The sequence below is a fragment of the Brachyspira intermedia PWS/A genome (genome assembly GCF_000223215.1).
In the GTDB taxonomy this organism is placed as follows: Bacteria; Spirochaetota; Brachyspiria; order Brachyspirales; family Brachyspiraceae; genus Brachyspira; species Brachyspira intermedia.
In genome coordinates, this window is sequence record NC_017243.1 from 1825422 (window position 1) to 1839259 (window position 13838).

A 13838-nucleotide genomic window follows, 5' to 3' on the forward strand; every position below is an offset into this window, starting at 1 on the left:
TATAAAAATATAATTATTTATCTAACAAATAATCCATTTTTTAATACGCATCTTCTTTTTCTAGTAAATGTTATTGTACTAGTAATACCATCTCCTGTACTACTTGCCAATGTAAAGCTAGTATATCCCTCTCCTCCTAAACCTATACCAGCATAAGAAGGAGCATTCTTAACAAATATTGTTGTCTGCAATCTTCTAGGAGCTATAGTCAATCTGTCAATATGCTTAGAATGCATAGCAGCTGTATGTCTGCATCCATTTTCTAATTTAACAGCCAAGTCTAAAGCCTCATCAAAATCTTTACATCTTATCAAAGGAAGCACAGGCATCATAAGCTCTTCAACAGCAAAAGGATGTTCTTTATGAGTTTCCATTATTATAAGTCTAGGATCATAAGAACATTCTATGCCCAAAGTGTCTAATATATATTTAGCATCTTTACCCACAAATTTTTTATTTACAGTTCCATCAGGATTTATAAGAGCTTTTTCTAATTTCATCATATCTTCTTTTTTAGAAATCTTAAAAGCATTATTTTTTTCCATATTGAACATCAAATAATCAAATATAGAATCAACAGCCAAAACTTCTTTTTCAGCTATACAAGGCATATTATTATCAAGAGAAGCACCAGCAACTATATCAGCAGCAGCCTGTTCTATATCAGCAGTTTCATCAACTATAACAGGAGGATTTCCTGCACCTGCTCCTATAGTTTTCTTACCGCTTTTTAATCCTTTAATAACTATAGGCATACCGCCTGTAATACATAAAGCATTAATTTTAGGGCTTTCCATCATATAATCAACTTCTTCAACTGAAGCTTTTGAAACTGTAACTACCAAATTTCTTTCTCCGCCTGCCTCTATTATAGCTTCATTAATTTTTGTAACAAGCCAATTAGAAACTTTAACAGCACTAGGATGCGGACTGAAAACAACACTATTTCCAGCTGAAAGCATATTGATACTATTACATATTATTGTTTCTGTAGGATTTGTAACAGGAGTTATAGCACCAATAACACCGAATGGAGAAAATTCTAATAAACTTAATCCGTCATCTCCTGTCAAAGCACCAGTATGTAAATCCTCAACTCCGGTACATCTTTCTATAGCCAATGTATTTTTATTTATTTTATCCTCTACTCTTCCCATTTTACTTTCTTCTACAGCCATAACAGACATCTCTTTAACTAGAGGTCTTAATTTATTTCTTATAGAATCAGTTATTCTTTTTCTCTCTGATAAAGTAGAGCATAAAAACTTTTTCTGTGCTATACTTGCATATTCAATAGCTTCTTTCATAGTATCAAATATACCAAGTGTATTTGTATTGTTATTGGATTCCAATATGTTTATATTCTTAGCAACTTCTCTTACTATAGATTCAATCAATTTTTCATCCATATATCATCTCCATAAAAATTATTTATTAAATACCTCTAAAGCAGACTTAGCTATAAGAATATCTTCTTCTACAGCACCTCCGCTTACTCCGATAGCTCCTAATAATTTACCATCTTTGAATATAGGAATTCCTCCGCCGAACATAACAAGTTCACCAGACATAGCAGTATCAAGTCCGCATAAACTATCATCAATAAGTTTCTTTATTTCAGAAGTAGGAACTTTCAATGATACACTGCTGTAAGCCTTTTTAAAAGCTAATTTCTCACTTATTTTAAGAGCATTATCCATTTTGCAGAAGAAAATCTCTTCTCCATGACTATTCACAATGGAAATACAAACATCAACATGTATACTTCCTGCTTTCTTCAATGCCTCCAAAGCCATACTAAAAGCATCATTTAAACCAAGTTCCATAAAATTTTCCTTAAATTAATCATTAAGTATGAAATAAATTCCCTTAACAAGTCTAGCTGAATTAGCTCCAACGCTTCTCATATTCTGAATATTCATTGATTTAACAGGATAGAAAAACAAAGGAGTATTTTCATCTAAATTAGCATAATGCACCGCTATATATTCATTGTCAGCAGCTACACCAACAGATAACTGAGAAGCAACAGCCGCCTTATAAGATGCTTCTTTTACATCTCTATACTCACCAATCTCTTTCTTTTCAAATATATAAGGAATTCCTTCCTCCTCTATTCCATATAAAACCTGATCCATTAATTTTGAATCTGTATTTCCTAAGTCATATATAATAATAGATGGTATATCCATATTAGCTATTCCTCATTGCTCTAACATAATCTAATATAAGACCTGTAGCAACCGCATTTCTAGGTCCTTCTTTACCTCTTATGTTACCTCTACCAGCAACTATTTTATAATGTGATAAAGCATCCATAACCATTTGAGGTATTTCAAAATCTAATGATGAACCTCCAACCAATACTACGAAAGGTATATCTCTTATATTACCTGTAGAACTTACTGTTTCCAATGCTCTTATAGAATTAAATACAAATACTTTTTCTTTTGCTGTTCTTCTCACAATTCTTATTTTCTCTAATGGTATATCAGAATCTATAGGAACAAAATTATTTTCTTCTACCACTATAACTCTAGCAAATAATTTAGGATCTAAAGGCTCTTTGAAAAACTGTACTGTACCATCTTCATGTCTTATATGAAATACACTTTCAACTTTAGCCAAAGGATATTTTTTTATTCTTTCAGCCATTTCAAGATCATCTAATCCTAATTCAGAATTTATCAAAAGAGTAACCATATTTCCGGCACCAGCTAAATGCGTATATGATATTTTACCGTCTTTATCTATTAGAGAAGCATCTGTACTTCCTGCCCCCATGTCTATTATAGCCAAAGGAGAAGATGAACCGGGAGTAGTCAAAGCACCCAATATAGCCATATCAGCTTCAACTCCGCCTATTTCAACATTGATATTCAAATCTTTCTTAAGCTCATTTGCAATTATTTCCATTTGAAGCCTATCAGATTTTACCATACTAGCAATACCAACAGCACTTTCCATAGAAAATTCATTAGCAAGTCCGCCTTTTACACTTCTAGGAACAAAAGTATCAACAGCTAGCAAATCACGAATCTTAATATCATCTTTATCTTTATTCGTAAGTTTAGCCATAGTCTGCCTAACTTTTTCTATCATACCGCCTATATTAGTACCAGGCTCACCAATAATATCTTCTATATCTGTTGCCTTGTTTATAGTAGACATTATTTTTTCAGCACCTGCCTCTATATCCACTTCTAAACTTTTTTTGGCATCAATTATTTTTAATTTACCAGCTGGTATTCTTCTCTCTTTAACATTTCCTTCAGGAGTTTTTATTACAACTGCAGAACGGTTTCCTATTAAAGCTCTAGCTATAGGTACAACGGATTGTGTTTCCTCCGGTGATAAATTAAATACTGTTGCTATACCATAAGGATTTGATAATGTTTCAATTACTTTACCAGGCAAAGCTACCTCAAGTGCACAAAGCATTCCTATAGGAACTTTATCTATAAGAAGTACTTCATCAACTATAGGAATATTTTTATTAATCCTATTTTGTACAAGCACACCATCATCTTTTTGTAAAATAAGTCCATTAACATTAATACCTTTAGATACAGCATTATTAACAGAATTAGCCACATCTTTGAAATCTATGCTATTAGGAACAACTATTATTACATCTTCGCCTTTATTTATATTAGAAATATCATCATAAAGTACGCTTTTTCCTATACCTATTCCAGATCCGCCTGGTGTTTTTGGGTTATGTCCTATCATAGTTGATTCTGTTACAACGGTTTCTGTTATAGTTTCCATTGCAACATCCCCTATTACAGGTGTAGCTTCATTTATTCTTATCAAAGATATATCTTCTATTGTAAGATTAACTTTATCCAAGCTCTTTTTCAAAACTCCGAAAATACCATGCTTATTGGAAAAAGTACCTTTTATACCTGTAGTAAATACTAAATCACTAGAGATAAATTCTACATCATTATTATCACTAATCTTAGCAACTGCAATTTCAGTAGTAGAATTGCCTATGTCTATTCCTGCAATATATTTCATTGGCACTTCCATAAAATTATTATTATTGCTATGCTCACCCACCTTTAAAGGTTCCTACTTGGTCAGCCTATAATCAGCAAATAAATAAATTTATTTGTACGACTGTACCCCTTTGGGGCTGGTTTCGGCTCACTATTTAACTTCATAGCATTTTAATTATTTTCTTTATTATTGCTATGCTCGCCCACCATTAAAGATGCCTAATTGGTCAGCCTATATGGCTTCGGCTCGCTATTTAGCTTTATAATTATTTTCTTCTTAAACGATCTCTCTTCTCATAAACTTCAGCAGCCTCTCTAACTAAAGAAGCAGATATTTTAGCTGAATATTTACTTTCTAATTCATCAGCTATAGCAATTAATTCTGCTTTAGTTGATCTAAAAGGTCTTAAAGCATTATATATCTCTAATATTCTGTCATCGCTTATTCTTGTTAATTCAGCAGCTCTTCTCAAATTCATAGCAAATATTTTTCTGCCAACAGATTCTGCAATTTTAGCTTGATATTCCAAAGTTTCTGCTGTAATACGAACATCATTAGGACCAACTCTGTCATTCATTACTGCATCTAATGTAATATCATCTAAACTTTTTCCTGTAGAAGTTTTTATCAAATCTTTTCTATTATAACCTAAAGGATAATCTTTAGCACTAATTTCAACACTGCTATTAGAAATGCTTCTTGAGTTGCTTGTATTATTAATATTACTAACTATTTCTTTTATCATTTTCTCTAAAAGTTGTTCATCCATATTTTATCTCCTTATAAATTATTATAATGAAATTGATAGTTCTATAGGATCTGCATTATCTATAACATGCTCTGTTTCTTTTATATGAAGTAAAGCAGCTATAGCCTGATATTTAGGACGAGCCATCTGATCATTACGAACAGGAACAGGAGTTGGAGATTCACCTTTAGCATATTTAGCAGCATTCTTACCTATAGCTCTGAAAGTAGGCAAATCCAAAAGAGGAGCTTGAGGGAATAATTCAACATTACTCAAAGGAAGCAAATCTTTTTGGTGTATAACTGTAGTACCTTTTGATTGTATTCCTATACCTATTCCGGAACCGCTGTATTTTGCAGCAGCATTAGCTATGAAAGAAACATCGGATGTATGCAAGAAACGTAATATACGAGCTTTCAATCCTTCCTCTTCTATACCAGCAATTAATTCTCTTAACACTTGAGAATGTGGTATATGAACTATAGTTTCAGTTTGATGAAGTCCGAAAGAAGGAGCTATACCTATTACAACTTCAGATTTATTTTTACCAACTTCAGCTTTACCTAACTCTTTGAAATTAAGAGGAGGAGGAGCTTGATGATCAGTACTTACATTTGGATTAGGATTAGAACTTACAGAAGTACTGCCGTTTGTATTATTATTTTGACTATTAATATTTTTTATAACTTCACTAACTATCAATTTTAGAGTTTTTTCATCTATATTCATTACTTACTCCTTAAATAGAATCTGGGCTAATAGCATTAGGAATATTTTTAATTTCTTCCCAACGTTCTTTGCTTATTTGATAACCAGTACTAGGACCATGATAATCATTAACATCATTAACAGCACTAATAACATAACCGTTTCTATCAATGATAGCAGAAGTATGCAAATAGTCTCCAGCAACACGCTGTTTTAACATATTCAAAACGCTTTGAGCAACATCTTCAAAGCCTTTTCTATATAAAGCTTTAACTACGTCTAAACCTGTTATTCCATTAGTTAAGATACTTTGTGCTGCTTTTAAATCTTCTACAACATTTCTGTCAGGCATATCTTTACTACCATGAGCATAAGTTGCAGCTTCTACTTCTTCATCTGTGATTTCAGGGAATCCTAAATCAGCAAATATAGCCTGCATAGCTCTTGCAGCTTTATTTCTAACAGCTATTATTTCTTCTTCTTTTACAGGTCTTAATCCGCCATCAACTTTTAAGTCTCTTTGTAATACATTGATATCATCAAAGTCTTCAGCATCGAAGTTAGAACCTGCAAACATGTTATCATAGTTAGGAGTAGAACTATAACCAGAGAATATAAAGTCAGTACCAGGTAGGAACTGCATTAACATTCTTGCTGTTCTTCTTATATCTGAATGAGAGAAAGTTTGGTCATTACCAGAAGCAACCTCTAAGTCTAAACATTCAGTAATTAAGTTTTCTGCCAAAACTGCTCTAATACCACTAGGAACTCCGCCAGGAACACCTATACAGCTTATAGAACCATTCTGTAAACCTTGTACTCCCGCACCTTTTGTGATGAATACACATCTAGCTTCCAAGTACAACATAGATTTACCTTCAGCATATCCCATTTGTACTTCACTTCCTGTACCAGAAGTAAAACGCATTTTCAAACCGCGTGAAGCATAAGATGATGCTAAGAAAGCTTTAGAATATGGAGTATCGTCTCCGTCTGTGAATACTCTTTCAGTACCATATACAGAAATTGTTTCAGCATAACAAGTTAATCCTCTCATACCTAATAACAATTCAGTAGCTTCTTCTAATGAACATTGAGTAAGTATACCAGGTCTTCCAACCTGAGCACCTACCAATAAGCCTAAAGCATTGAAAGGAGCATAACGTACAATACCTACTGTAGTTTCTTCTTCATCGAAACCTCTAACAGCTGCTTCTGCCGCATCTGCTGCTATTTGTATAGGATTATCTTTAACATTAGTAACGTGACATTGATTTGAAGGAGTTTTTCTAGCTCTCATTTTTTGTAAAGCCATCATCATTTCAACAACATTCATACAGCTCATAACTTCTGATATTTTAGCAGGAGTTATGGAAGTTGTTATAGGAATGATTTCGCTTCTTGTTACATTAGGATCACATAACATAAGAGCTATTTTTTTAGAATCAATAGCCATAGCTTTTTCAGCATTTTCTATATTGATAGAGTAATTAGCAATAAATGTATCTATAAAGTCAAAATCTTCAGCTTTTTTGCCGTCAAGCTCAACTATTTTGCCATTTACTATTTTTATACTAGGTTTAGGATCATTAGGTCCATCCATAGCTACAAGACCAACTTCAGGCCATTCGCCTACAAATCCGTCCTGATTTACAGGTCTGTTTCTTAATATTTCAAATCTTTTAGATTTCATGAACTTCTCCTAATAGTTAAATTAAATTATATATGAAGGTCTGTCATTTTTAGGTGTAGCACCCAAAGTACCCAATAATTCACAGCCTATTTCTCTAGCAGCTATTATAGCCTGTCTAACAGCACCTGAATCACCACATATTTGTAATATAACCTCATTTGAAAAACTAGTACCATTTGCTGGTGAAGCATATCCAACAACTTCAACATTAGCAGATTTTACTGCTGTATCTGCCATAACTACTCCTATAGCTGCAGGAGCACCTACACAAATACCGAAAGCCTTTCCTATAGGAGCACCAAAAGCTTTATTACAAGCATAGCTAGCTCTAGCTGTATACTGGAGTTCTATATGTCCAGCTTCATTTCCATAAACATCTCCAAATGTTCTATCCAAATCTTTTAAAACAACTTCAACTGCGCGTCTTGAATCAGAAACATCGTCTGAACCGAAAATAATTAAACTACCATGACCAGCTCCGCCTTTCGTATCACGAGCCAATTGTATAGAAACAATTTCAGTGTTAGTAGCTTTTACAGCTTCATCGGCAGCCATTATATGAGGTCCTGCTCCTGTTCTACAGCCTATGATACCAATAGAACGGTATTTTGTTTCAAAATTCATCTTCTCCAATACACTTTTATCTACATTAGCAATAACAAGACCTATAGTATCTCCTATAGCAGTTCCTACAAACTCTATTGCTCTACTCATAAAAATTCCTCCTTAAAATTAATAAAATATAATTAATAGTTTTATTTTTATTTAAAATAAGGCAATGAATTATTATATTTAAGTGGAAATTTGAAATAAAAATAGAAAATCGTCAAAAAATATACAATAAACCATTGCTATACATATAGTATAAAACAATGAAATACCGTTGTCAATAAAAAGATATCATTTTTTTAAAAAATGAAAAAATTTCAATAATTTGAAACAATGTATAATTTGATTTATTTAATTAAACAAAAATCAGAATAATATTTGAATTAATTAAGATATAAGAAAAATGCTATAATAAGAATTCCATTCCATGCTCCTCGACAGAAAATAAACTATATATTGAAATATTCCGACTTACAGCTTTCTACATCCTACCTTCTCATCACCTCTATAGGCAACAATGGTTAACTAGGGTTCGCTACTGAATACGGCTACGGGCTAGTATAGGATTCTGACCTATTTCCTTCAATATACATATATATTATAATAAAAAATTATAATAAATCAAGTTTTTTATTGAAACAAATTATACTTGTTCTTAATATAAACAAAAAATTTGAAACAAAATCACCATCTTTTTAAAGAATTTTTCATATATTCAATTACATTTATATCATAAATATCATTTAATAATCTCATATCAAAATCATCAATACTTCCGAAATATTTAGAACTGCCATTTTTCAAAACTAATAATTTATTGGCAAAATTCAAAGCTGCATTTATATCATGTAATACAGCTACAATACATCTTAAACCATTTCCAACCCACTCTTTTAAATTATAAATTAATTCTATTTGACTATTCAAATCCAAATGATTAGTAGGCTCGTCCATAAGTATTATACTAGGATTTTGCACCAAAGTTCTAGCTAAAAATATCCTCTGCAATTCACCACCTGAAAGTTCTGTTATTAATTTATCCTTCAAATGAACTATCTTCAACTTTTCCATATAATAAATTACAAACTCTTTATCTTCTTTGCTTGGTATTGATAATAATTTGTCTTTATAACTTGAATATCTTCCCATCATTATAGTATCATATGCGGTATATCCGAAATATATAGCAGACATTTGACTCATCATTGCTATAGTTTTATATGTATCTACTTTTTTTATATTTTCATTATTAATAAGTATTTCGCCTTCATCAAAATTTATTATCTTACATAAAGATTTAAGCAAAGTACTTTTTCCGCAGCCATTAGGACCAATAATACATAAACTTTCATTTGAATTAACATCAAAAGAAATATTTTTTAAAACTTCTTTTTTATTTGGATAGCTTAAAGATATATTTTTAACTTCAACCATTTTATTTATTTTGTTTGCTTTATTTATATCATTCATAATAAATTACATTCCTTTCATGTTATTGCTTGATATAAATACATACAAAAAGAAAGGAGCACCTATTACTGCAGTAACAATACCTATTGGAATATTAGCCCCTTGAACTATGATTCTTGAAAATATATCAGAAACATTTAATATTAATGCCCCCATCAAGGCAGACATAGGAAGTACAACTATATGTTTAGCTCCGAATATTTTTCTTGTTACATGAGGAGATACTAAATCTATAAAACCAATGATGCCAGTAAATGCCACTAAAACCGCTGTTATAAAAGATGAAATCAATATAAAAAATATTCTCATATTCTTAACATTTATACCAAGAGATAAGCTAGTTTCATCTCCAAATGTCATTATATCTAATACGCTTGAATATTTCATTAGCAATAACAATGATATTAAAATCATCAATATAATTATAAAAATATCCAATTTATTTCTCACAAACAAACTTCCAAGCTGCCAAAGTATTATTTGATTTGAATATTTAGGAAACATATACGACAAAAAACTCATTACAGAACTTAGAAATAATGATATAACTATACCAGCAAGTATTATAGAATTATTGCTCATATACTTATCTATCCTATTTGATATGAATAATATAAACAGTATAGTAATAGAAGCAAACAGCATTGATACGCCTATAAAGAAATACTGATTAAAAGATATATGCATAATTATAAGCAAAGCGGCACCAAGTCCTGCACCTGATGATATACCCAAATTATATGCAGAAGCTAATGGATTTCTTAGTATTGATTGTATAACAACGCCTGTTATAGATAATGAAGCACCTACAAATAATGATAATATAGAATGCTGAAGTCTAATTCCTATAATATCAGCATTTATTTTATCTATATTCATAATCTCAAAATTAAAAAACTTATATAATAAAATTGCAAATACTTCTTTCGGATGTATAAATACGCTTCCTATACATATTGACAATACAGTAGAAATAATAACCAACAATAAAATTATTATAACTTTTTTAATCATTATAATTAATTCCTAATTATTTCAATATCTTTGTATTCATCAGGATAGGCATATTTAGCCATCATAATTAAAGCATTTACAATATTATGCGTAGGCAATGAACCTGAAGTGATATAATATACATTTTTATTCTTTAAAGCATTTACATTCTGCCAAGATGCACGACTCAATATTTCTTCAGTAGGATTATCTATATAATGAACGCTTGTAAATATTATATCAGGATTAGCAAATAATACATTTTCTTCTGTGGTAGTTATCCAAGAATTTTTATCAGAAAATATATTAGATGCCCCTATAATATTTATCATATCATCTAAATAAACATTAGTTCCGAATGAATATAAATTTGGTAAAGCGGCTATTTCAAAATAAACTTTCTTTTTATTTTGTATGCTTTCTCCTATAGCTCTAATATTTTCTATATTTTTATCCATAACATTTATAATATTAGAAGATTCACCACTTTTATTCAAAACATTACCCAAAAAAGTTATATCATCTTCTATAGATTTTATAGTGTCACTGTTTGGTATTACAACAATACATATATCTGAAGCCTTTATAGAATCCAATGAATTTTTTCCGGAAAATACACTGAAAGTATTAACAAAAACAATATCCGGCTTCATAGCTATCATTTTTTCTGAATCAGGATTAAGCATATCAAAAACTGCAATATTAGATACATCAATATTATTAGTCTGTAAAATTTCTTTTGAAGTAGAATCGAAAGCTATTATTTTATCTGCAAGTCCTAATGCTAATATAACATCTGTAACAGCAGGAGATAAACATGCTATATTTTCTATTTTTTCAGGCAGAACAATATCATTTCCTGCCCTATCTTTTATAGATAAGTTTTTATTATTAGTACCTGCATTACTGCATGAAAATAAAAATATACTAAGAAAAATAAATAAAAATACTCTAACAGTTTTCATAAAAAAATTCTTTATTTAAGAAAAATATTTTAACTGTAGAAGTATAAATCAAAGAATTGTTATTGTCAATTATTAATTTTCTGTTTTAGTATTGCTGTCATTTATTATATAATCTGAAACTTCATTTGATAAATTTTCTATAAATAAAATTCTTTCATTAAGAGTATTTACAAAATAGTTATAAAATACAACTGTAGGTATAGCAATAATAAGTCCTGCTGCAGTAGTAAGAAGAGCATTAGCAATACCTGAAGCTAAAGCAGATGGGTTTCCGCTACCTGCAACTGATATTACAGCAAAAGATTGTATCATACCAAGAATAGTACCTAAAAGTCCAAGCAATGGGGCAACTGTTGATATTGTGGAAAGAGCCGAAATAAATCTTTCAAGTCTTGGAAGCTCTTTATTGGAAGCACTTTGCATAGATTCTTTAGGCATATCTGAATTTTTAAGTCCTGACATTACTATATTTGCCAAAGGTGATTTTGCTGTTTCGCATAATGCAATAGCAGCTTTTAATTCTTTATCTTTTATTAAAGAAATAAGTTTAGGAGCTAATGAATTATCCTGAGATTTTATTCTAGTAAAATAAATAAATCTATCAACGATTATAGTTAATCCCAATATTGAAGATATTAAAAGCCCTATCCAGCAAATAATCATAGCCGAGTTTAAAAGACTTTCAGAACCGAATATACTATTCATATATATAAATGCCTCATTTAAATGTCATTATTTGTTAAAACATTATAATTGTAAGAATATAAAAAATCAATAGAAATATTCTGTATATAAAATTAAATTTATATTAATAATAAGCCATTTTTAATATTTAAACTCCACAGTATAATGCGTAACAGCCTCATCAGGCATAATATATTCTCTGTTGCTTTTCAAAAGCTCAAGCATATCAGCCCTAGCATCATACTCCATACCAACACGTACATTTTTTACATATGTTCCTACAAAAGGATCAAAATAAGTTCCATCTCTCAATTCTTTTGCTGTTTTTCTTAAATCATTTATTACAATAGAATAATCTTTAATAGTATTATACATATATTCTATTTGCTGATAGTCCACAAGCTGCACTGCCTTATTATTAATATTAAGCATAACTTTTTCGCCTCCGCTCTGCCATACCATTAATTTATCTGTATAGTCTATAGGAGTTATTACTGTCCAATCTTCATCTTTATTAGGCTCTTTATCTTTGGTTAAAAATTGATTAAGCCCAGCACTTTTTATATGAGCCTCTGTAATAGTAAAATATTCCTGCCCGCTGTCATAAGCTTTTCTTATTTCTTCATAAGGAGGTATTGGAACATAATAAGTTTTGTTATTTATTGTATAAGTTGCATAAGGCGAGTTATCAGATTTATAATATCTCCCATTATCAAGTTTTATCCAATTAGGTTCTTCAGGAGTTTTTATCTTATTTTGAATATATGGTAAATCTCCTCCAACAGACGAACTATAAGAATATATTTCATTTGCATTATCATAAGCTGAGGAATTAGGTTCTACTTGCCAATTTACGCCATCAGTACTTGACCATATAGTATTATCATTTTCAAAAGACTGAGTTTTATAATCCCAGTAAGGATTACCCAATTCATAATATCCTCTTTCACCTTTTGTAACATATATTTTATTTTCATCATAGCGAATACTAAGACTGCTTCTTTGTCCCCAAGGAGTAGTTATTTTTTCCCAATTAGCACCTGTAGAAGTATCTTTATTTTTATCTATTCTGTAATAAATGTCCTTACTTACAGTAAATGATCCTGCATTTTCATTTCGACATCCGCTTGGATTTTGCTCATCAAAATCTTCTTCTAAACCTATTAAATATATATAATCTTTAAACTCTACAATTTTATAACTGCTAACTCCAAAAGTTCCCTGAAAACTTTCATTTGGATTAGGACTTACTGAAGGAAAAGTTTTATAAACATTATCACTAGATCCATCCGTTGTCCAATTTATTAAATCTGATGATGTATATATAACATTATTAAAAGTTATGCCTGTGCGAAATGGATGATAATGTTCTGTGCCTTTACAGTTTATAGTAGTATAAGAACTTGAAGAATATGAATAAGTTCCATAATAAGAATCTTCATATAAAACTCTGTTTTCTTCTATTACATTCATTCTTAATAAATCACGATAGCCCTTACTGTCTTTATCATAAACTACTATATTTCCATTATTATCTATTTGAAGTATTATATCTTCAGCTTTTCTATTTAATGTTTTGGTTTTAGGGTCATAGTCATACATATAGTCAGCCAATACATACCATTTGCCTTGATATTTAAACTTCCTCTGAAAACTTCCAAATACTTCGCCGTCTTTAGCAGGAACTGGGTTTACATCTATATGTCCGGGTATAGTGTCTTCAGGCAATCTAAAATCAGTTGGAGGCGGTATATTGTTTGGACCTAGTATATTTATTTTCTTACAAGATATCATCAAAAATATAATAAGAATCAATAAAAGAAGTATAAAATATAATTTTTTGTTTTTATTAATTAAGTTCTTTATCATACAATAATCCTACTATCTATTAATAGTTAAGGCATAATTTATACTAAATCATTATTTTTAATTATAAAATAAATTTATACTTATATATTAATAC

Annotated in this window: 13 protein-coding genes and 1 riboswitch; all 13 genes read right to left on the reverse strand. The window is 30.3% G+C overall.

Annotated features, from left to right (window positions below):
• Window positions 1–17: 17 nt before the first annotated feature.
• The 13 genes from BINT_RS07955 to BINT_RS08015 all read right to left on the reverse strand — a co-directional run bounded on the left by BINT_RS07955 (window position 18) and on the right by BINT_RS08015 (window position 13744).
• Complete coding sequence (locus tag BINT_RS07955) at window positions 18–1409, reverse strand: aldehyde dehydrogenase family protein (protein WP_014488056.1); 1392 nt, start codon at window positions 1407–1409, stop codon at window positions 18–20.
• Window positions 1410–1427: 18 nt separating this feature from the next.
• The gene (locus BINT_RS07960; RefSeq protein ID WP_014488057.1) at window positions 1428–1826 is read right to left on the reverse strand and encodes a GlcG/HbpS family heme-binding protein; all 399 of its coding nucleotides are present in this window, start codon (window positions 1824–1826) and stop codon (window positions 1428–1430) included.
• Between the two features lie 15 nt (window positions 1827–1841).
• On the reverse strand, window positions 1842–2192 hold the full coding sequence (locus BINT_RS07965) for a glycerol dehydratase reactivase beta/small subunit family protein (protein WP_014488058.1): 351 nt from the start codon (window positions 2190–2192) through the stop codon (window positions 1842–1844).
• Window position 2193: 1 nt separating this feature from the next.
• Window positions 2194–4023, reverse strand: a complete 1830-nt coding sequence (locus BINT_RS07970; RefSeq protein WP_041177609.1) for a diol dehydratase reactivase subunit alpha — start codon at window positions 4021–4023, stop codon at window positions 2194–2196.
• A 247-nt stretch (window positions 4024–4270) separates the two neighbouring features.
• Complete coding sequence (locus BINT_RS07975) at window positions 4271–4774, reverse strand: diol dehydratase small subunit (RefSeq protein ID WP_041177344.1); 504 nt, start codon at window positions 4772–4774, stop codon at window positions 4271–4273.
• A 21-nt stretch (window positions 4775–4795) separates the two neighbouring features.
• The gene (locus BINT_RS07980) at window positions 4796–5482 is read right to left on the reverse strand and encodes a propanediol/glycerol family dehydratase medium subunit (protein ID WP_014488061.1); all 687 of its coding nucleotides are present in this window, start codon (window positions 5480–5482) and stop codon (window positions 4796–4798) included.
• A 10-nt stretch (window positions 5483–5492) separates the two neighbouring features.
• Window positions 5493–7154: a propanediol/glycerol family dehydratase large subunit gene (locus tag BINT_RS07985; protein ID WP_014488062.1), complete on the reverse strand. Its 1662-nt coding sequence runs from the start codon at window positions 7152–7154 to the stop codon at window positions 5493–5495.
• Window positions 7155–7175: 21 nt separating this feature from the next.
• Window positions 7176–7868 carry a propanediol utilization microcompartment protein PduB gene (gene pduB, locus BINT_RS07990; protein ID WP_014488063.1) on the reverse strand — a complete coding sequence of 231 codons (693 nt, stop codon included), beginning with the start codon at window positions 7866–7868 and terminating at the stop codon, window positions 7176–7178.
• A gap of 335 nt (window positions 7869–8203) precedes the next feature.
• Window positions 8204–8384: riboswitch (cobalamin riboswitch) on the reverse strand.
• Window positions 8385–8447: 63 nt separating this feature from the next.
• Window positions 8448–9233 carry an ABC transporter ATP-binding protein gene (locus BINT_RS07995; RefSeq protein ID WP_014488064.1) on the reverse strand — a complete coding sequence of 262 codons (786 nt, stop codon included), beginning with the start codon at window positions 9231–9233 and terminating at the stop codon, window positions 8448–8450.
• 6 nt (window positions 9234–9239) lie between these two features.
• Window positions 9240–10247 (reverse strand): FecCD family ABC transporter permease, encoded by a 1008-nt coding sequence (locus BINT_RS08000; RefSeq protein WP_014488065.1) that lies wholly within the window; start codon window positions 10245–10247, stop codon window positions 9240–9242.
• Between the two features lie 5 nt (window positions 10248–10252).
• Entirely contained in the window at window positions 10253–11191 is a 939-nt protein-coding gene (locus tag BINT_RS08005) for an ABC transporter substrate-binding protein (protein WP_014488066.1), read from the reverse strand.
• Window positions 11192–11263: 72 nt separating this feature from the next.
• Entirely contained in the window at window positions 11264–11896 is a 633-nt protein-coding gene (locus BINT_RS08010; RefSeq protein ID WP_014488067.1) for a MotA/TolQ/ExbB proton channel family protein, read from the reverse strand.
• A gap of 120 nt (window positions 11897–12016) precedes the next feature.
• Window positions 12017–13744 carry a hypothetical protein gene (locus BINT_RS08015; RefSeq protein ID WP_014488068.1) on the reverse strand — a complete coding sequence of 576 codons (1728 nt, stop codon included), beginning with the start codon at window positions 13742–13744 and terminating at the stop codon, window positions 12017–12019.
• Window positions 13745–13838: the final 94 nt, after the last annotated feature.

Bases quoted from the DNA above. Each gene is read 5' to 3' on its own strand.
- BINT_RS07955 (WP_014488056.1), bottom strand. From the start codon at position 1,409: ATGGATGAAAAATTGATTGAATCTATAGTAAGAGAAGTTGCTAAGAAT.
- BINT_RS07960 (WP_014488057.1), bottom strand. From the start codon at position 1,826: ATGGAACTTGGTTTAAATGATGCTTTTAGTATGGCTTTGGAGGCATTG.
- BINT_RS07965 (WP_014488058.1), bottom strand. From the start codon at position 2,192: ATGGATATACCATCTATTATTATATATGACTTAGGAAATACAGATTCA.
- BINT_RS07970 (WP_041177609.1), bottom strand. From the start codon at position 4,023: ATGAAATATATTGCAGGAATAGACATAGGCAATTCTACTACTGAAATT.
- BINT_RS07975 (WP_041177344.1), bottom strand. From the start codon at position 4,774: ATGGATGAACAACTTTTAGAGAAAATGATAAAAGAAATAGTTAGTAAT.
- BINT_RS07980 (WP_014488061.1), bottom strand. From the start codon at position 5,482: ATGAATATAGATGAAAAAACTCTAAAATTGATAGTTAGTGAAGTTATA.
- BINT_RS07985 (WP_014488062.1), bottom strand. From the start codon at position 7,154: ATGAAATCTAAAAGATTTGAAATATTAAGAAACAGACCTGTAAATCAG.
- pduB (WP_014488063.1), bottom strand. From the start codon at position 7,868: ATGAGTAGAGCAATAGAGTTTGTAGGAACTGCTATAGGAGATACTATA.
- BINT_RS07995 (WP_014488064.1), bottom strand. From the start codon at position 9,233: ATGAATGATATAAATAAAGCAAACAAAATAAATAAAATGGTTGAAGTT.
- BINT_RS08000 (WP_014488065.1), bottom strand. From the start codon at position 10,247: ATGATTAAAAAAGTTATAATAATTTTATTGTTGGTTATTATTTCTACT.
- BINT_RS08005 (WP_014488066.1), bottom strand. From the start codon at position 11,191: ATGAAAACTGTTAGAGTATTTTTATTTATTTTTCTTAGTATATTTTTA.
- BINT_RS08010 (WP_014488067.1), bottom strand. From the start codon at position 11,896: ATGAATAGTATATTCGGTTCTGAAAGTCTTTTAAACTCGGCTATGATT.
- BINT_RS08015 (WP_014488068.1), bottom strand. From the start codon at position 13,744: ATGATAAAGAACTTAATTAATAAAAACAAAAAATTATATTTTATACTT.